Below are 17,842 nucleotides of genomic sequence, written 5' to 3'. Positions count from 1 at the left end.
GGGTTGTCTACTTGGCGCAGGTCTTCTTGTCGGCCTCGGTCTTGTCGAGGTCGTCCGGTACGGCCACAGTCCCCACGGGTGTGCCCGGTTCCGAGAAATCCGCTCCGAGGATCAGGACCATCGCAGGCAGCCCCTGATCATTGGTCTCGCTCTTTCCCGGCTTCAACGCCGAACCCGGAAGTCCCATCACCTCGGCCAGCTTGCGTGCCTGGTCGGCCTGGTCGGGTGAGTACTCGAGCGTGGTCTTCGCCTGCTTGGGATCGTGATTGCCGAGCTGGCTGGCCTTGTTCATGCCGTGCTCGGTCTGCAGATACGTGAGCGTCTTGCTCGCCGCGCCCTGCGTGTCACTGCCGTTGTAGATGTTCACGCGGACGTCGGCGGCCGCGGACTTGGTGCCCTTGAGGCGTGCGGCCTCGGCATCCTTCTTCTTCTGCTTCGTCGCCGTCAGCGAGACATCGCCCTTGATGGCCGCGAACAGCGGCTTCGCCTTGGGCTCGTTGACCAGGACGGTGGCGCCGTCCGTGTTGTCCACGACCGGGACGGTGGTGAAGCTGATGTTCTTCAGGTTCACCTTGCCGAGCTCCGTACCGAGATCGCGGAGCTTGAACACATCGCTGAGCGTTTCGTCGACGGTGAGCGCCTTCGTGGCGGCCTCGGCGAGATCCAGCATGGCGCCAGGGTCGGTCATCTTCGACTTCATCTTGCGCATCAGCGAACTCAGGAACTGCTGCTGCAACTTGATGCGGTCGAGGTCCGAACCGAAGCCCACCGCATGACGGGTCCGTACGAACGCGAGGGCGTCGTCGCCCTCGACCGTGCTGTCGCCCTTGGGCAGCTTCAGATGCGACTTCGGGTCGTTGATCGGCTTTTCGAGGCAGACGTCCACACCGCCGACGGCGCTGCTGAGCGTCTTGACCGCGTTGAAGTCCGCGACCATGAAGTTGTCGAGCTCGACACCGGTGAGCTCGGTGACCGTGCGCATCGTGCAGCTGGGAGTACGGCCGGACTGGCCGAGGCTCTCGTTGAAGCGGACGTTCTGCGACCCCGGGATGACCTTGGTCTCGCCGTCCTGCTCCGTCGGGCAGTCCGGAATGTCCACGATCATGTCGCGCGGAATGCTCAACGCCGTTGCGTTGGTGCGGTCCTTGGAGACATGCAGCAGGATCGTGGTGTCCGCGTGGCCGGGGCTGCCGGCGTCGCCGTAGCCCTTGTTGCCCTTGCCGGTGCGCTTGTCCGTGCCGACGACCAGGACGTTGATCGCGCGGTCCTTGGCCCAGCCACCCGTCCCCGCGCCGTCCGTGGACATCGAGTTCAGGTTGCCGTTCAGATGCTCTATGTAGAAGTACGCGGTGGCGGCGCCGCCCACGAGCAGGAACGCCAGCGCGCCACCGGTCCACATGAGGGCCTTCTTGCCCTTGGACTTCCGCTGCTTGGGCCTGCGGCGGCCCGGCATCGGCTCCTCGGGCATCCGGCGCCTGCGCTGCCCGGGGACATCACTCGGCGGCGGCCCCTGCGGCCTGCGGCCCGGCCGGGCCTGGGGCCTGCCCGGGGCGAAACTGGATCTGCGCGGCGAGGGGATGCCTGACTCCGGTGCGGAGGGGTGCAGTCGCAGTTCGTAGTCGCCGGTCTGCGGGTTCAGTACCCACTGGTCTGCGGGGTCGACGTTCTCCGCCCGCCCACGGCCTTGCGCGTCCACGGTTGCTTGAGTCCTCCGTCGGGGCCACGCGGCGCCTTCCCCCTCCAAGGCGTCCGGTCGATCGGTAGTGCAAGTGCGGATCGCTGCCTCATCGCAGTCGGCTGCACCGGATCGCTCACACTATCCGCCCAGGTCGGCGCCGAGGGACGACGGTGACAAATTCCACTGGCCTTACAACGGTCAATCCGCCCCAATTCAAGGTCAACGGCCCCTTGTGCTTTGGGATCCCTTTACCAAGTCCACAGCTAGCAAGTGGCTCCGGCGGCGGTGCTGCCGCGGAACGTCGGCTCCGGGGAAGGGGTTTGACCCGATTTGCTCGTGGGTTCGTCCGGCTTGCCGTCGTCGGACGACTTCTTCTTGCGCTCGTTCTTCTTGCGCTCGGCCGGATCCTCGTCCGCCGACTTGCCGTCGACCCAGTACCCGTCGTCGACCCAGTAGCCCTCGTCGCTCCAATAGCCGGTGTCCACCCAGTAGCCGCCGTCGCCGTTCTCGGCGCCGTCCCGCTCGCTCGCGGGCTCCTCGCCCTCGGCCGGCTCCTCGGCGGACGCCTCCTCCGTCGCGGGTACTTCCTCGGCGACCTGCAGCGGGGCGTCGTTGCGCAGCCGGTCGAAGAGGCGCCCCGCGTCAGGCTGCACCAGTTCGTCCCGGTTCGCGTCGTAGATGTACGACTGCCGGGGCACGGTCAGGAACTGCACCTTCTCCGCAGGGATGTTGCGCATGCTCCGTACGAGGTCGTAGAGATCGGTGAGACCGGCGATCGCGGGGTCCGTCGTGAGCGAGGAGGTCGCCGCGTCCAGGACGGGATAGAGACGGGTCGGATTGAGCAGCACGCCGTTGCTCTTCACCTTGTTCACCAGCGCGCCGAGAAAGGCCTGCTGGCGGTCCATCCGCTCGGTGTCGCTGCCGTCGCCCAGCGTCTTGCGCGCGCGGACGTAACCGAGCGCCTGCTCCCCGTCGAGCCTGTGGCGGCCGGCCGGCAGCTTGAGCTTGGCGTCCGGGTCGTCGATCGGATCCTTCAGGCAGACCTCGACGCCGTCGACGGCGTCCACCATCTTCTTGAAGCCGCGGAAGTCCACGATCATGTGGTGGTCGATGCGGATGTCGGTGAGCGCCTCGACGGTACGGATCGTGCAGGCCGCTCCGCCCCACTCGAACGCCCAGTTGAACTGGGCGAACTGCTCCTCGGTCCGGGTCCCGTTGCCGCGCCGGCAGCTCGGGATGTCCACCATCACATCGCGCGGCAGGGACACCGCGGTGGCGCTTTTCCGGTCGGCGGCCAGATGCAGCAGGATCGTGGTGTCCGAACGGCCGCCGTCGGTGCCCGAGTCCTTGCCGTACCGGTCGTTGCCCTTGCCGGCCCGGGTGTCGGAGCCGATCAGGAGGATGTTCTGCGCGTTGTGCGTGGAGGGCGCGGGCCGCTCCTTCTCGTAGCGCTCCAGCTCCTCGGCGGCGGTGAGGTCCTGGGTGATGTTCCCCTGCAGCTGCTTGTAGATCCCCCAGCCGATCCCGGCCACGACGAGCACGAGCACGGAGACGCCGAGCGCGATCCAGCGCAGCCAGTGCGGACCTTGGTGCGCCGGAGCCCCGGCATCGGCGGGGGCTCCGGTCTCGGCCTCCGGCGGGACCGGCTCAGGCGCGTCGTCTCCGGGTTCCTGCGGAACCTCAGGCGTGCCTGCGGTGTCGGTCACGTCGGGGTCCACCCCTCATGGCTTCGGCGTCACGGACGGCACCCGGCGAAGGGCGCTTCCTCGACCATGACCCGAGGCCCCGCCCCCGCGCCTGCGGGCCGGTCCCGGCCTGCGCCGGACGGGTGGACTTTCGCGGCAGCGGGGCGCGTGAGCCGGCGGCGGGAGCCGGCCGTGGGTCAGCCCTCCCGGCGTACCGTGACCCGCTCGCTCTCGACCCGCTTCTCCAGCTCCTCGGCCCCGAGCCGGTCCAGATTCCGGCAGAGCACCACCGAAGACCCGGTGGCCAGGGGCGCGTAGAGCCCTGCGGAGAGGCCGTCCCAATTCCCGTACGAGAGACCGGAAAGCACCCGTGATCCGGGCCCGAGCCCCAGGCCGCGTCCGTCGGCGAGGGCGCGTTCCACGATCTCGGCGCCGGACAGCGCCGTATCGCCGATGACCAGGGCGTCATCCGACGGCGATACGGGGGCGAACGGGGCGAACTGGTCGCCCTGGCCCGGCACCTCGACCGCGTAGTCGAGGAATCCGTCGGGCGGCTGCGGGAAGCGGCCGCCGAGCGGGCGCAGCGCGAGCGCGATCCGCTCGCCGGAGCAGGCGGAGGCGGCGTCGAGCGTGTCGGGACCCGAGACCACGAGATCGGCATCGGCGGGGTCGCCGCCCGCGACGGCCGTCACACCGGTGGACGAGCAGGCGAGCAGCCAGACCGCTGTCTGCCAGTGCGCGGGGAGCAGCAGCGCGAGCCGGTCGCCGGGCTCGGCGGAGAGCTCGCCCTGGAGCAGATTCGCGGTCTTGGCCACCCAATTGGCGAAGGTGGCCACGGACAATTCGACCCGTTCACCGGTCGCATCGTCGTAGAAGGTCACAAGCGGGCGGCCCGGGTCCGCGGCGAGCGCGGATCGCAGCAGGTCGGCGGGGGTGCGGTCGGTCGCGTTCACAGCGGCAAGCCTACGCGCGCCGGGCCCCGGGGCCAGGCGGTCCGCGCTCCACGGCACCCGACAGACCGTCAATTCCCTTACGTCCACGACATGCGGCCATGTCCGGTTGCGCCCACCATCGACGCATGCGTGGATTCCTTGCTTCCTCGATCGGTGTGGCCTGCGCCGTCGCCCTGTCCCTGCCGCTCGCTCTGCCGGCGAGCGCGAACGAGTCGCTGCGCGAGGCCGGTGCGGACGCATCGGCGCGCGGCCCCGAGGCTGCCGAGTCGCTGCGCGCAACCGACGTGGCCGGCTCGACCCAGTCGCTGCCCCTGAAGCCGCTCACCTCGGACCGTGCGCTGCGCGCGGGCGCGGCCCAGGGCGTGCTCAGCCAGGACGTCCTGCCGTTCGCCCTGGTCGGCGTGGTCTGGGACAACCCCGATGCCGAACTGCACGGCCGGGTCGAGGTGCGCACCCGCGCCGCGGACACCCATGCGTGGTCGGCCTGGCAGGCACTGGAGACGCACAACCACGAGCACGCCGCCGACCTCGACTCCCCGGAGCGCGCCTCGGGCCGGCTGCGCGGCTCCACCGCACCGCTGTGGGTGGGCAATTCGGACGGCGTCGAGGTCCGTGTCCTCGCCGAGACCGCGGCGCACTCCGACCGCGCCGCCGCCCCCGAGTTCCCGAGGAACATGCGGCTCGAACTCGTCGACCCGGGCGACGACCCCACCCCGCCCCAGGGCTCGCTCGCGGACGGCCCGCGCAGCGTGCTCACGGCCGAGGCGGCGGCGAGCTGGGCGGTCAACGCGGAGATGGCGCCGCTCGGCGCGGCCGTGATCCCCGAGCTGACCAAGGAGGAGACGGAGGCCGATCTGCTCGCCGCGCGCGGCGAGACCACGGGCAAGCCGTACGTGGGTCCCCGGCCGCGGATCATCACGCGCAAGGGATGGGGTGCGGACGAGAAGCTCCGCGAGAAGAACTTCGTCTACACGAAGGCGGTCCGCGCGGCCTTCGTGCACCACAGCGCGTCCGGCAACAACTACCGCTGTGCGCAGGCGCCCTCCGTACTGCGCAGTATCTACCGCTACCACGTAAAGAGCAGCGGCTGGCGGGACTTCGGCTACAACTTCGCCGTCGACAAGTGCGGAAACATCTACGAAGGCCGCGCGGGCGGCGTGGCCAAGCCGGTCTACGGGGCGCACACCCTCGGTTTCAACAGCAACAGCATGGGCATCGCGGTCCTCGGGACGTACAGCAACTCGGCGCCGCCCGCGGCCGCGCTCAACGCGGTCGCGAAGCTCTCGGCGTGGAAGCTCGGGCTGTACGGAGCCAATCCGAAGGGCACGACCGTCCTGAAATCGGGCGGCAGCAATCTGTACAAGAAGGGGAAGAACGTCCGGCTCCATGTGATCTCCGGCCACCGTGACGGCTTCGCCACGGAGTGCCCGGGCCGCCGGCTGTACAGCAAGCTCGGCAACGCACGGCAGACCTCGGCGCAGTACCAGGGGCGCTGAGCCGCCGGCAGGCGGACGCGGGGCGTACGCGGCCGGCGGACACAAGGCGTACGTGAGGCGTAGCGACCGGACAAATTTCCTACTCAGAACTGCATACACTGGCCGATCCGTGACCTGGGCCGCCCGGCCCCCGGCAGGAAGCGAAGACATCGGTGACTGAAGCGATCCTTCTGGTCGGCGGCAAGGGCACCCGGCTGCGTCCGCTCACGGTGAACACACCCAAGCCGATGGTCCCGGCGGCCGGTGTGCCCTTCCTGACCCACCAGCTGGCCCGCGCCCGCGCGGCCGGCGTCACCCATGTCGTCCTGGCCACCTCGTATCTGGCCGAGGTCTTCGAGCCGCACTTCGGTGACGGCTCCGACCTCGGCCTCGATCTTGAGTACGTCACGGAGGACGAGCCGCTCGGCACGGGCGGTGCCATCCGCAATGTCGCCTCGCGGCTGCGCTCGGGCCCCGACGAGCCGGTGCTGATCTTCAACGGCGACATCCTCACGGGCCTCGACATCCGCGCGCTCGTCTCCACGCATACGGACACGGGCGCGGATGTGTCCCTGCACCTGACGCGGGTCGAGGACCCTCGCGCGTACGGTCTTGTCCCCACCGACTCCACGGGGCGTGTGACGGCCTTCCTGGAGAAGCCGCAGACCCCCGAGGAAATCGTCACCGACCAGATCAACGCGGGCGCGTATGTCTTCCGCCGCGCGCTCATCGACTCCATCCCGGCCGGCCGCCCGGTCTCGGTCGAGCGCGAGACGTTCCCGGGCCTGCTCGCGGAGGGCGCGCACCTCCAGGGCATGGTCGACTCCACGTACTGGCTCGACCTGGGCACCCCGCAGGCCTTCGTCCGCGGCTCCGCGGACCTGGTGCTCGGCCGCGCACCGTCCCCGGCGGTCCCCGGCCGCTGCGGCGACCGCCTGGTCCTGCCGACGGCGCGCGTCGCACCGGACGCCAAGCTGACGGGCGGCACGGTGGTGGGCGAGGACGCGGTGATCGGCGAGGGCGCGCGGGTGACCGGCAGCACGGTCCTGTCCGGGGCCGTCATCGAAGCGGGCGCGGTCGTGACGGACTCCATGATCGGCGCGGGCGCCAGGGTGGGCGCGCGCTCGGTCCTGACCGGAGCGGTCATCGGCGACGGCGCATCGGTGGGCGCGGACAACGAACTCCGCGCGGGCGTCAGGGTCTGGTGCAACACGACCCTCCCGGACGGCTGCGTCCGCTTCTCGTCGGACATGTAGCCGGCCGCCCACGAGGGCTGCGCCGCCTGCCCGCCTGCGCTGCCTGCCCGCCTGCCCGCCTGCGCTGGCAGCGCAGGCTGCGCTGGACGGAGCGTCCACTCCCAGCCCGTCCGGCGTTTGAGGACGAGCGCCGTCCAGGCGCGAAAGGGGGGCGAGGGGCGCAGCCCCAAGAGGCCCACCCACCCGGGGCCCGGGGGCGAAGCCCACGGTTTCGGGAAGGGGCGGGGTGGGGGAGAAAAAACGCCCTACCCTCGTAGGGCACCCCCGACCCCCGAGGACCCACGAGTGGCAGGCCGTTTCCAGCCCCGCGCACCACGCCCGACCCGCACCACCGTGCGCGGCGGCGACACCCGCGTACCCGTGGCCCGGCCGAGCGGCCCGCTCACCGGCCGCACCCGCACCTGGACCCCCACCGCCCCCTTGGACCTCGGCCTCGTCGTGGGCCCCCTGCGCCGCGGCCCCGCCGACCCCACCTTCCGGGTCACGAACGGCGCCGTCTGGCGGGCCACCCGCACACCCCAGGGCCCGGCCACCCTCCGTATCACCGCGCGGAGCACGGCAGTCGAGGCCGAAGCCTGGGGCCAAGGCGCCGAGTGGCTGCTCGACCGGCTGCCCGGACTGCTCGGCGACGCGGACGACCCCGCCGCCTTCGCCCCGCGCCACCGCCTCGTCGCCGACGTCCGCCGCCGCCGCCCCGGCCTCAGACTCCTGCGTACGGGACTCGTCATGGAGTCCCTGATCCCGTCGATCCTGGAGCAGAAGGTCACCACCGACGAGGCCTACCGCGCCTGGCGCATCCTGGTCCGCACGTACGGGGAGCAGGCACCCGGACCGGACGGGATGCCCGACCTGTACGTCATGCCCGAGCCGCAGCAGTGGCGCATGATCCCGTCCTGGGAGTGGCACCGCGCCGGCGTGGACAACAAGCGCGCCCAGACGATCCTGCGCGCCGTACGCGTGGCCCCGCGCCTGGAAGAGGCGACGGCCATGGACCCCGAACAGGCCCGCAAACGCCTGGAGCTGGTCCCCGGCATCGGCCCGTGGACCTCCGCCGAGACCGTCCAGCGCTCCCACGGCGCCCCCGACGAGGTCACCGTCGGCGATCTGCACCTGCCCGGCATCATCGGCTACGCGCTCGCCGGTGAGCGCGACGCCGACGACGCCCGCATGCTCGAACTCCTCGAGCCCTACCGCGGCCAGCGCCACCGCGCCGCCCGCTACATCCTGCTCACCGGCCGCACCCCACCGCGCCGCACCCCGAAGATGCCGAAGACGGACATGGGCAAACTCTGAGCCGACGGGCTCAGCGCACCTCGATGAAGTCCGAAGCCTCCCGCGCGGGCCGCGACTTGGGCGCCGCGGCCGCGTGACCGACGGCCACCGCGCCCATCGGGTCCCAGTCGTCCGGCAGCCCGAGCACCTCCCGTACGACCTCACGGCAGAACATCGTCGACGAGATCCACGCCGACCCCAGCCGCTCACCGGCCAGGGCCACCAGGAAGTTCTGGATCCCCGCGCCGGTCGCCACCACGAACATCTCGCGCTCGGCGGCATCCCGGCGCGCATGCCCGTACGTATGCGACCCGTCCATCACGAGGCAGGGCACCACCAGATACGGCGCCTTGCGCAGCACGTCACCGCGCCGCACCCGCTTGGCGATGGACTCCTCGGACTTGCCGTCGCGCCGCAGATCCGCGATCCACTGCTCGCGCATCGCGTCGAGCAGCCGCACCCGCGAGGACTCCGATTCGAGCAGCACGAACCGCCAGGGCGTCGTGTGGTGCGGGGCGGGAGCCGTCACGGCCGCCGCAACCGCACGCCGTACGGCGCCCGGATCGACCGGCTCGTCGGTGAACTCCCGAACGGTCCGCCGCTGCGTGACCGCTTCCCGTACGGCCTCGGAGGTGCCGAGCCGGAACATGTCGTCGGCCGCGGACCGCACCAGCTCCCGCGCGCCGCCGTCCTGATCCGAGGAGACGGCCTGCGCAAGCCCGCGCACCACGGCGACCGGAAGCCCGGCAGCCTTGCCCTTCACCAGGTCGCCCGCGGCGGCCAGTTCGTCGGCGGTGGCCACGACCGTGGCGCTCAGCGGATTGCCGTACGCGTCCGTGCCGCCGCGCAGATCGTCGAGGACCCGCACACCGGCCGCGCCGATCGCGACGTCGGTGAGCCCGTTGCGCCAGGGCCGTCCGAAGGTGTCCGTGACCAGCACACCGACCTCGACGCCGAGCGCGTCACGCAGCCCGTCGCGGATCGCGCGCGCCGAGGCGTCGGGGTCCTCGGGCAGCAGCAGCACGGTCCCCGCAGGGGTGTTGGACGCGTCGACCCCGGCCGCGGCCATCACCAGGCCCTGCCGGTTCTCGACGATACGGAGGGTCCCGCGGCGCGCGACCACCCGTACCGTCTCCGCGTCGATGGCCTCCTCACGGGAGTCCGCGGCGACGATCCGGCCCTCCGCCTTGGACACGATCTTCGAGGTGACGAGCACGACGTCCCCGTCGGCCAGACCCGGCTCGGCGGCGGCGATCAGCTTCGCGAGATCGTCACCGCGCTGCACCTCGGGCAGCCCCGGCACGGCCCACACCCGGAAGGCGGGCGCTCCGCCTGCCTCTGCAACCCCGTCGCTCACCCTCGTACCTCTTCGGCCATCTCCAGGGCGGCCCGCGCCATCTCCGCCGTCGCGGCCACGTCCGTCATCATCAGCGGCACCGCCCTGCACCGGATCCCGGCCGCCTCGACCCGCTCGACCGCGCCCTTGTCGACGGTGTCGACGAGCCAGCCGTCGAGCAGCCCCGACCCGTAGTGCTCGGCGACGGCGGCGGCACTGGATTCCACGCCGACCGCGGCGAGCACCTTGTCGGCCATGCCGCGCACGGGCGCGTCACCGACGATGGGGGAGAGGCCGACGACCGGCACCCCGGCCTCGGCGATGGCCTCGCGGATGCCGGGCACGGCGAGGATCGTGCCGACGCTGACCACGGGGTTGGACGGCGGGAAGAGGACGACATCCGCCTCGGCGATGGCCTCGAGGACCCCGGGCGCGGGCTTGGCCTGCTCGGCGCCGACGGGCACGACCGCGAGCGCGTCCACGGAGGCGCGCAGCCGCACCCAGTACTCCTGGAAGTGGATCGCCTTCTGTTCGCCGTCGATCTCGACGGCCACATGCGTCTCGACCCGGTCGTCGGACATCGGGATCAGCCGGACCCCGGGCTGCCACCGGTCGCACAGCGCCTCGGTGACCGCGCTCAGGGGATAGCCGGCGGCCAGCATCTGGCTGCGCACGATGTGCGTGGCGAAGTCACGGTCGCCGAGCCCGAACCACTCGGGTCCGACCCCGTAGGCGGCGAGCTCCTCCTTGACCTTGAAGGTCTCGTCGGTGCGCCCCCAGCCCTGCTCCTCGTTGATGCCGCCGCCGAGCGTGTACATCACGGTGTCGAGGTCGGGGCAGACCTTGAGCCCGAACAGATGGATGTCGTCACCGGTGTTGCCGATCACGGTGATGTCCGCCTGGGGCGCGGCCGCCTTGAGACCACGCAGAAAACGGGCACCACCGATGCCACCGGCCAGAACCACAATGCGCTGCATGCGGACAGTCTGTCAGGTGCCCGCACGGAGGTTCGGCCGCCTGTGGACAACTCCCGCCGTCACCAAGGAAATACGAGGTCAGAGGCGCGCAGCCGCGTACGGCTCGGTGACCGCATGCGCCGGCATCTCGGCGGCGTGCATCGGCATCTCGGTCAGGCCCGGCGAGTAGATGTGCAGGCTCACGGCCGGCTCCAGGCTGTCATTGACGATCCCGTGCACCGAGCGCGGCGCGTACACCTGCTGCGCACCGGCGCCGAGCGCCCGGGTGCCGCGGCGTGTGTGCTCGGTGAGCTCGCCGTCGAGCATGGTGAGCACACCGGAGGACGGACCGTGGTCGTGCAGTCCGGTGCCCTGGCCCGGGACCCAGCTCAGGATCCAGACCTCGTAGCCGGGACCCGTGCGCAGCCGGTGGTACCAGCGGCTCGTCGCGTCGTACTGCACCAGGTGCTCCCACTGGGAGCGGTCGGCGGCGATGGAACGCGCGAGGCCGACGAACTCGGCCACGGTCGACGGGTGCTCACGGGCGGGCTGGAGGAGGTGCGGGACTTCAAGGATGTCGCCGGCGATCTGCAGGTCGCTGTCGCTGTTCATGGAGTGCTGGGTTCCTCGGCGGGGAGAAGTGCTGGCGTCGCGGTCATACGCCCGGATCGCGGGCGAGAGGTGCCAAGAGGCGGTGTGCCAAAGCGGCGGGAATCAGCCGGAGCTCGGTGGGCTCAACAGCTGGGACAGCAACAGCAACAGCTCGCGAGGGCAGCACTGCGGAACCCACTGCTGTGGGTCCGGGTGAGCGCCAAGTTCGCGAGCATGCCCACCAGGAGACCGGTTCATGCACGGACTGTCAACTCATTGTCCGTATTGCGAGATATGTTTCACCGTATCCGGTTGTCCTGTCTGCTGAAAGGTTTGTGCAGAACCCGCGAAGGACAGGTGGCGCAGTGTCCGGGTGCGCAAACGTCGGGGTCGTCCCGTGATCCGAATGTGATCCGTTTCGCTTCGACGCTCACTCCGCAACGAGATCAAACTCCAACGCGTCCTTCTGACTGTCGGATGGATGCACAGGGTTGGCCAAAGGTAAGTGTCTGGGTTTATGGCGATTTGAACACTTTCCGCAAAGCCTTGGTTCCGCAGAGTGAATAAGGGGCCCAATAGCAGATCTCGGCTTGACTGGCCCGGATCGGCACACTTGTAATTTCACTCGTGTCGTTCGGCCGAAATCGGTAACGGCAACATCACGGGGCTGCACAAAACAGACGAGGGGCGCACATGACCGAGTCGTTCCAGCAACTGCTGGTCGAGGACGCGGAAGAGGAACTCGGCTGGCAGGAGCGCGCGCTGTGCGCCCAGACCGATCCCGAGTCCTTCTTCCCGGAGAAGGGCGGCTCCACCCGGGAGGCCAAGAAGGTCTGCCTCGCCTGCGAGGTCCGCTCCGAGTGCCTCGAGTACGCGCTCGCCAACGACGAGCGCTTCGGCATCTGGGGCGGCCTGTCCGAGCGCGAACGCCGACGGCTCAAGAAGGCCGCGGTCTGAGACCGCGTCAGCCGCAGGCAGCCTGAGAAGGCGGGAGGCCGGCGCCGAGCCGCGCAAGCTCGATCAAATCGCACACAGCCATACGTAAGGAACGGTCCGTCGTCCGTGGGTTATCCACAGGCGGCGGACCTCGTTGTTTGGTTGCCGTTAGTGTGGGGCCCCGTCCGAGACGCCCCGTGCCCCCCGCTGGGCACAGGCGTCCACCGCAGTCCATCGAACCGGGGCCCGTACCTCGATGTCCGTGCACAGCTCACCGGCCGGCGCCCATGGCGCCGCCGCAGCCGACCCGAACCGCCCGGCGCCGTTCGATCCCTCACGCGCGTCCGTGGCGGACCCGACCCGCCCACCCGAGTATCCGCGGCACGTGGTCACGGCCGTCCTCGTCTCGCACGACGGCGCCCGCTGGCTGCCGGAGGCCCTGTCCGGCCTGCTCGGCCAGGAGCGCCCGGTGCAGAACGTCATCGCCGCCGACACCGGCAGCGGCGACGACTCCGCGCGGCTCGTCACCGAGGCCCTGGGCGCCGACCGGGTGCTGCATCTCGCCCGCAGGTCCGGCTTCGGCACGGCCGTGGACGAGGCGGCCCGCACGGCGGGGACCCTCGGCCCCGAGGAGCTTCCGTATCTGAAGCGCCCCAGCGGCTGGGACCCGGTCAGCAGGAGCTGGCGCGACGACGCCTACGACCTGCCCGAACTTCCCTACGGCGAACCGGTCCAGTGGCTCTGGCTGCTGCACGACGACTGCGCGCCCGAGCCCGACGCGCTCGCGGAGCTGCTTCGCGTGGTGGAGAACGAGCAGGAGCTCGGCCGCGAGGTCGCCGTCGTCGGGCCCAAGCTGCGCGGCTGGTACGACCGCCGGCAGCTGCTCGAAGTCGGTGTCTCGATCGCCCACAGCGGCCGCCGCTGGACCGGCGTCGACCGCCGCGAGCAGGACCAGGGGCAGCACGACCAGGTGCGGCCCGTCCTGTCCGTGTCCAGCGCGGGCATGCTGATCCGGCGCGATGTCTACGAGGAGCTGGGCGGGTTCGACCGCAGGCTTCCGCTGATGCGCGACGACGTCGACCTGTGCTGGCGCGCTCATCAGGCCGGTCACCGTGTCCTGATCGCGCCCGACGCCGTGCTCCGGCACGCCGAGGCCGCCTCGCGCGAGCGGCGCACCGTCGACTGTGCGGGCCGCACCAGCGCGAGCCCGCACCGGGTCGACAAGGCGGGCGCGGTCTACACCCTGCTCGCCAACGCGCGCGGTGCGGTGGTGCCTTGGGTGCTCCTGCGGCTCGTGCTCGGCACGTTCCTGCGCACCCTCGCGTATCTGGTCGGCAAGGCCCCCGGCCAGGCGGTCGACGAAGTCACCGGTCTTTTCGGTACGTTGCTGCGCCCCGGCCGGATCTTCGGGGCGCGCAGGCGTCGGCGCAGCGTGGTGGAGGCGGCCGAACTGCGGCCGCTGTTCCCGCCGCCCGGCGCGACCGTGCGCCTCACCGTCGAGCAGGTCGCGTCCCAAGTCGCGGGCCGCACCGACCCCGAGGTGTCCGCCGGACGCCATGGCGCGGTCGAGTCCGGGCCCGGCGGCGACGATGCCGACTTCCTGGAGATCGAGCAGTTCGCGCGCCTCAAGCGGATCGCGCGCAAGCCGGGCCCGATGCTCTTCGTCGTCCTGCTCTTCGTCTCGCTGATCGCCTGCCGCGCCCTGATCGGCAGCGGCGCACTCGCGGGCGGCGCCCTGTTGCCCGCGCCCGCGGACGCCGCCGGGCTCTGGTCGCGCTATCTGGACAGCTGGCACGAGGCCGGTACCGGCGGCACCGAGGCGGCCCCGCCGTATCTCGCGTTCATCGCCGCCCTGGCCACGGTGTTCTTCGGTTCCACCGGGCTCGCGGTCACCGTGCTCCTGGTCTGCTCGGTGCCGCTCGCCGGTTTCACCGCGTACTTCGCGTCACGCCCGCTGGTCGAGTCGCGCCTCCTGCGCGCCTGGGCGGCGGTCGCGTACGCCTTCCTGCCGGCCGCCACGGGTGCGCTCGCGGGCGGCCGCATCGGCACCGCCGTGCTCGCGGTGCTGCTCCCGCTGATGGCCCGCGCCGCGATCGCGGCGAGCGGGTTGCTCGCGCAGGGCCAAGGGGCGCGCGGCAGTTGGCGTGCCACCTGGGCGTACGCCTTGCTGCTCACCGTCACCACCGCCTTCACGCCGATCGTCTGGCCCCTCGCGCTGCTCCTCGGCATCGGGCTGCTCGTGCTGCGGCGCGACGACATCACCGCGTACGGGCTGCGCCTCCTCGCCCAGATCGGCACGCCGCTCCTGGTGCTCGCACCCTGGTCGCTGTCGCTCCTGCCGTTCGGGTTCTTCCGCGAGGCGGGCCTCGAGTTCGGCGCAGGATCGGCGGGCGCGCTCGATCTGCTCGGGGCGAGCCCCGGCGGTCCCGGCACGGTCGGCGGGCTGCTCCTGATCGGCATCGTGCTCGCGGCGCTCGGCGCGCTCCTGCGCCAGGAGCGCCTGCTGCCCATCCGTACGGCATGGGTCGTCGCGCTGCTCGGCTTCTTCTTCGCCGCGCTCTCCAACGGCTCGGTCTGGGCCGGACCCGCGACGCTCGTGCAGGGTCTGGCGCTGATCGCGGCCGCCGTGCTCGGCGCCGACGGCGCGCGCTCCCGAGTGGCCGAGCAGAGCTTCGGCTGGCGGCAGCCGGTCGCGGCCCTGATCGCGCTCGCCGCGGCGGCGGCACCGCTGCTCGCGGCCGCGGGATGGATGATCCGCGGCGCCGACGGCCCGCTGCGGCGCACCGACCCCGCCCAGGTCCCCGCGTTCGTGGCCGAGGAGGCCAACACCCGCGACCAGGCCCGCACCCTGATCCTCGACAGCGACTCCCCGCAGCGCGTCACGTACACGCTCGTACGGGGCGCAGGCGCGCGGCTCGGTGACGCCGAGCTCACGGCGCACGGCAAGGGCGGTGAGCTGCTCGACGAGGCCGTGGCGCGGCTCGTGGCCGGTTCGGGCGCCGACCAGGCCGATGAACTCGGCGCGTTCGCCGTGCGTTACGTGCTGGTCAAGGACGGTGCGCCGCGCCGCGTCCACCGCGTGCTCGACTCGACGCCGGGCCTTTCCCGGCTCAGCCAGCAGGACGGCACCTCGCTGTGGCGGGTGGACCGCCAGGTCTCCCGCGCCGCGATCGTCTCCGGCGGCGAGGAGCCCAAGCCCGTGGCCGCGGGCCCGGTCACCGTCGACACCGAGATCCCGCCGGGCGAAGCGGGCCGCGTGCTGCGGCTCGCCGACTCGGCCGCCGAGGGCTGGACCGCCACACTCGACGGAAAGCCGCTCGCGAAGAAGACCGTCGACGGCTGGGCGCAGGGCTTCGAACTGCCCGCGGCCGGAGGCCGGTTGAGCGTCGTCCACGAGGACTCCGGCGCCCACACCGGATGGCTCTGGGCCCAGGGCGCGCTCGCGCTCGTGCTCGTCGTGCTCGCCCTGCCGGGCCGCCGCCGCACCGTGGACGACGACCTGCCGCAGGAGCCCGTCGCGCTGCCCGCGCAGGCGGTCGCGGGCGAGGGCCGCAGAGCCCGCAGGATGCGCGCGCAGGCCGAGCAGGAGCAGAACGGACCCGAGCCGGTGGAGGTACCCGCGCAAGGGACGTACGGCGAGTGGGACGAGCAGCAACCCGTGTCCGCGGGTGAGCAGTTCCAGGGTTACGAGGCCGGCTCCTACCAGCAGCCGTACCAGGCCGACCCGTACCAGGCGGGCCAGAACCCGGACGGCGGCGGCCAGTTCGACCCGTACGGCTATGACAGCCAGGGCTATGCCGCGGGCGGCTACGGGGCGGGCACGTTCCCGGCGCAGGGCTCGTACGAGCAGAACGCCGGTGGTTACGGCGAGAACTCCGGCGGTTACGGCCAGGGCGGCGACGGCGGCTACGGCGAGCGCGGCGACGGCGGTTACGCGGAGAACGACGGCCGCGGCTACGACCCGTCGATCTACCGCAGCGGTACGGACGGCACGTACGGCGGTGACGCCGCGTACGGCGGGGGTTACGACTCCGGCGCGTACGAGGGGCACGGGCAGCAGCCGTACGAGGGTGACGCGCCCCGTTCGTACGAGGGCCAGGAGCCGGATCCGTACGGGCAGAGCAGCCAGACCGACCAAGAGCGCCCCGACGGGAGCCGGCAGTGAACCGCACCACCCTGTCCCTGATCGCAGCGGGCACCGCGCTCGTCGCCGTGACCGGATTCGCGGCGCTCAACGCCCCCGGCGGCGACGCGGCACCGGCCGAGGCGGCCGCACAGCGGCCGGTGGACCGCTCCTCGCTGCTGTGCCCGGCGCCGAGTGCGTCGGAGCTGGCCGAGACGGTCTACACCTCGTTCACGCCGAAGGCCGAGGACGCCGCAGGCAAGGGCGAGGCCCGACTGGAGCGCGCCGCAAAGAAGTTGCCGTCCTCCGAGGAGGACGCGGACGACGCGAAGGACGACAAGAAGGCGGACGACAAGAAGGCGGAGGACAAGGCCGCCAAGCCCGCCCTCGAAGCCGACGCCGTCGGCAAGCCCGTCACCGCGAAGGCCGCGGGTGCCGACTCCCCGGCGCTGATCGGCTCGGCCCAGGGCGCGCTCGCGCCCGGCTGGTCCGTGCAGCAGACCACCGAGCTGCCCCCGGGCAACGGCCGCGGACTGCTCGGGCTCAACTGCGGTGCGCCGGACACCGACTTCTGGTTCCCGGCGGCGAGCACCGCCGCGGACCGCGCCGACTATGTGCATCTGTCCAACCCCGACGCCACGGCGGCGGTCGTCGACATCGAGCTGTTCGGGCCCGAAGGCGCGCTCGAGTCCGAGGTGGGCGAGGACATCACGGTGCCGCCGCACTCCAGCGTGCCCGTGCTCCTTTCGACGCTGACCGACGAGCCCGTGGACAACGTGACGGCCCATGTCACCGCGCGCACCGGCCGGATCGGCGCCGCGGTGCAGGTCGCGGACCAGAAGCTGGGCGCCGACTGGCTGCCCGCGTCGGCCGACCCGAGCGGCAGCGTCGTGCTGCCTGGCATCCCCAAGGACGCCGAGTCGGTACGGCTGGTGGCCTTCGCGCCCGGTGACGAGGACGCCGACCTGAAGATCTCCCTTGCGGGCGCGACCGGTTCGATCACCCCGGCCGGCCATGAGTCGCTGCACGTCAAGAGCGGTATGACGGCCGCGGTGGACCTCGGCGACGTCACCAAGGGCGAGGCGGGCTCGCTGGTGCTCACCCCCACCGACCGGTCCGTACCGGTGGTGGCGGCGCTGCGGGTGACGCGGGGCAAGGGCGCGAAGCAGGACGTGGCGTTCATCCCGGCGACGGCCGCCGTGGGCGAGCGCGCGACCTCGCCGGACAACCGCGCCAAGGGCTCCACGCTGAGCCTCACCGCTCCGGGCGGTCAGGCCAAGGTGCGGGTCACCGCTTCGGACGGCAGCGGCGGCGGTACGTCGGTGACGGAGACGTACACCGTGCGCAGGGGCACCACCCTGGAGGTCGCGCCGAAGGTGCCGAGCGGCCTGAAGGGTACGTATGCGCTGACGGTCGAGTCGCTGTCCGGCACGGTCCACGCGGCGCGCACGCTCGAACTCCCCACGGAGGGCGTGCCGATGTTCACGGTGCAGACGCTGCCGTACGACCGGGGGATGGTGTCGGTGCCGGAGGCGAAGCAGGATCTGTCGGTGCTGCAGAAGTAGGTGGTCTGCAGGAGTA

12 protein-coding genes are annotated in these 17,842 nt (G+C 71.6%); 6 read left to right on the top strand and 6 right to left on the bottom strand.

Annotated features, from left to right (window positions below):
* Positions 1-7 precede the first annotated feature (7 nt).
* From H9Y04_RS29515 to H9Y04_RS29505, 3 genes are all read right to left on the bottom strand, one after another.
* Positions 8-1,696: an LCP family protein gene (locus H9Y04_RS29515; RefSeq protein ID WP_187817135.1), complete on the bottom strand. Its 1,689-nt coding sequence runs from the start codon at positions 1,694-1,696 to the stop codon at positions 8-10.
* Between the two features lie 245 nt (positions 1,697-1,941).
* Positions 1,942-3,384, bottom strand: a complete 1,443-nt coding sequence (locus tag H9Y04_RS29510; protein WP_438818163.1) for an LCP family protein — start codon at positions 3,382-3,384, stop codon at positions 1,942-1,944.
* Between the two features lie 176 nt (positions 3,385-3,560).
* The gene (locus H9Y04_RS29505; protein ID WP_187817134.1) at positions 3,561-4,316 is read right to left on the bottom strand and encodes a TIGR03089 family protein; all 756 of its coding nucleotides are present in this window, start codon (positions 4,314-4,316) and stop codon (positions 3,561-3,563) included.
* Between the two features lie 125 nt (positions 4,317-4,441).
* Here H9Y04_RS29505 and H9Y04_RS29500 point away from each other — a divergent pair, with 125 nt between their 5' ends.
* The 3 genes from H9Y04_RS29500 (at position 4,442) to H9Y04_RS29490 (ending at position 8,340) form a co-directional block, all read left to right on the top strand.
* Positions 4,442-5,812 carry a peptidoglycan recognition protein family protein gene (locus H9Y04_RS29500; RefSeq protein WP_187817133.1) on the top strand — a complete coding sequence of 457 codons (1,371 nt, stop codon included), beginning with the start codon at positions 4,442-4,444 and terminating at the stop codon, positions 5,810-5,812.
* A 152-nt stretch (positions 5,813-5,964) separates the two neighbouring features.
* Complete coding sequence (gene manB, locus H9Y04_RS29495) at positions 5,965-7,047, top strand: mannose-1-phosphate guanylyltransferase (protein WP_187817132.1); 1,083 nt, start codon at positions 5,965-5,967, stop codon at positions 7,045-7,047.
* Between the two features lie 285 nt (positions 7,048-7,332).
* The gene (locus H9Y04_RS29490; RefSeq protein WP_187817131.1) at positions 7,333-8,340 is read left to right on the top strand and encodes a DNA-3-methyladenine glycosylase family protein; all 1,008 of its coding nucleotides are present in this window, start codon (positions 7,333-7,335) and stop codon (positions 8,338-8,340) included.
* Positions 8,341-8,350: 10 nt separating this feature from the next.
* On the opposite strand, the gene H9Y04_RS29485 is transcribed toward H9Y04_RS29490, so the two are convergent.
* The 3 genes from H9Y04_RS29485 to H9Y04_RS29475 form a co-directional block, all read right to left on the bottom strand.
* Positions 8,351-9,676 (bottom strand): coenzyme F420-0:L-glutamate ligase, encoded by a 1,326-nt coding sequence (locus H9Y04_RS29485; RefSeq protein WP_187817130.1) that lies wholly within the window; start codon positions 9,674-9,676, stop codon positions 8,351-8,353.
* Positions 9,673-10,632, bottom strand: a complete 960-nt coding sequence (gene cofD / locus H9Y04_RS29480) for a 2-phospho-L-lactate transferase (RefSeq protein WP_187817129.1) — start codon at positions 10,630-10,632, stop codon at positions 9,673-9,675. The genes H9Y04_RS29485 and cofD overlap by 4 nt, the downstream gene beginning before the upstream one ends.
* 78 nt (positions 10,633-10,710) lie before the next feature.
* Positions 10,711-11,223, bottom strand: coding sequence for a cysteine dioxygenase (locus H9Y04_RS29475; protein ID WP_187817128.1), 513 nt, complete (start codon positions 11,221-11,223; stop codon positions 10,711-10,713).
* A gap of 672 nt (positions 11,224-11,895) precedes the next feature.
* Here H9Y04_RS29475 and H9Y04_RS29470 point away from each other — a divergent pair.
* The 3 genes from H9Y04_RS29470 to H9Y04_RS29460 all read left to right on the top strand — a co-directional run bounded on the left by H9Y04_RS29470 (position 11,896) and on the right by H9Y04_RS29460 (position 17,826).
* On the top strand, positions 11,896-12,159 hold the full coding sequence (locus H9Y04_RS29470) for a WhiB family transcriptional regulator (RefSeq protein WP_093617031.1): 264 nt from the start codon (positions 11,896-11,898) through the stop codon (positions 12,157-12,159).
* 235 nt (positions 12,160-12,394) lie between these two features.
* Positions 12,395-16,303, top strand: coding sequence for a glycosyltransferase family 2 protein (locus H9Y04_RS29465; protein WP_187817127.1), 3,909 nt, complete (start codon positions 12,395-12,397; stop codon positions 16,301-16,303).
* Positions 16,300-17,826 (top strand): DUF5719 family protein, encoded by a 1,527-nt coding sequence (locus H9Y04_RS29460; RefSeq protein WP_187817126.1) that lies wholly within the window; start codon positions 16,300-16,302, stop codon positions 17,824-17,826. The genes H9Y04_RS29465 and H9Y04_RS29460 overlap by 4 nt, the downstream gene beginning before the upstream one ends.
* Positions 17,827-17,842 lie beyond the last annotated feature (16 nt).

Origin of the sequence: Streptomyces polyasparticus (assembly GCF_014493765.1) — a bacterium.
GTDB classification, from domain to species: Bacteria; Actinomycetota; Actinomycetes; order Streptomycetales; family Streptomycetaceae; genus Streptomyces; species Streptomyces polyasparticus.
This window is presented reverse-complemented; position numbering and strand designations above follow the sequence as displayed.

Coding starts and splice junctions, on each gene's coding strand:
- cofD (WP_187817129.1), bottom strand. CDS start 10,632: ATGCAGCGCATTGTGGTTCTGGCCGGTGGCATCGGTGGTGCCCGTTTT.
- H9Y04_RS29465 (WP_187817127.1), top strand. CDS start 12,395: ATGTCCGTGCACAGCTCACCGGCCGGCGCCCATGGCGCCGCCGCAGCC.
- H9Y04_RS29500 (WP_187817133.1), top strand. CDS start 4,442: ATGCGTGGATTCCTTGCTTCCTCGATCGGTGTGGCCTGCGCCGTCGCC.
- H9Y04_RS29470 (WP_093617031.1), top strand. CDS start 11,896: ATGACCGAGTCGTTCCAGCAACTGCTGGTCGAGGACGCGGAAGAGGAA.
- H9Y04_RS29475 (WP_187817128.1), bottom strand. CDS start 11,223: ATGAACAGCGACAGCGACCTGCAGATCGCCGGCGACATCCTTGAAGTC.